Origin of the sequence: Bradyrhizobium sp. NBAIM08 (genome assembly GCF_020193935.1) — a bacterium.
Classification (GTDB): domain Bacteria; phylum Pseudomonadota; class Alphaproteobacteria; order Rhizobiales; family Xanthobacteraceae; genus Bradyrhizobium; species Bradyrhizobium yuanmingense.
Genome location: NZ_JADYVR010000707.1, coordinates 1 through 420, shown reverse-complemented (window position 1 = coordinate 420; position 420 = coordinate 1). Strand labels below are relative to the sequence as shown.

The window sequence follows — 420 nt, the reverse complement described above, 5'->3', positions numbered from 1 at the left end:
ATTCCTAACTCAGGTCGCCGACCGCATCGCGACCTGGATGGAAAATAGTCGCCTGTTTCAGCTGGCCGAACAGCGCGCAAATGAGCTGCAGATTAGCTTTGACAGCATCACCGACATTATCGCCACCTACAACAAGGCCGGGGAAAAAGTACGCATCAACAAATCTGGGCGGCAGTTTTTGGGCCACACCAGCCTCGATGCCCTGGCCCCCGAGCTGATCTGGCGCAAACCCAACGGGCAGATCCTCTCCCCGGACGAGCATCCGGTCCAGCGGGCCCTGCGTGGCGAGACGGTGGCCGATGTTGAGCTGGGCATTCCGCGCTGGGATGGGCAAATCGTGGTCCATACCGTCTCGGTTGCGCCGCTGCGGGCCACGGCCGGTCAGTTCGGCGGGGCCGTGCTGGTCGCCCGCGATATCAC

1 protein-coding gene is annotated in these 420 nt (G+C 62.4%); it reads left to right on the top strand.

Annotation, left to right across the window (positions count from 1 at the left end; all coding sequences use genetic code 11):
- A partial coding sequence (locus tag I6F37_RS41665) for a PAS domain-containing protein (protein WP_225154621.1) occupies positions 1–420 on the top strand: 420 nt, incomplete at both ends.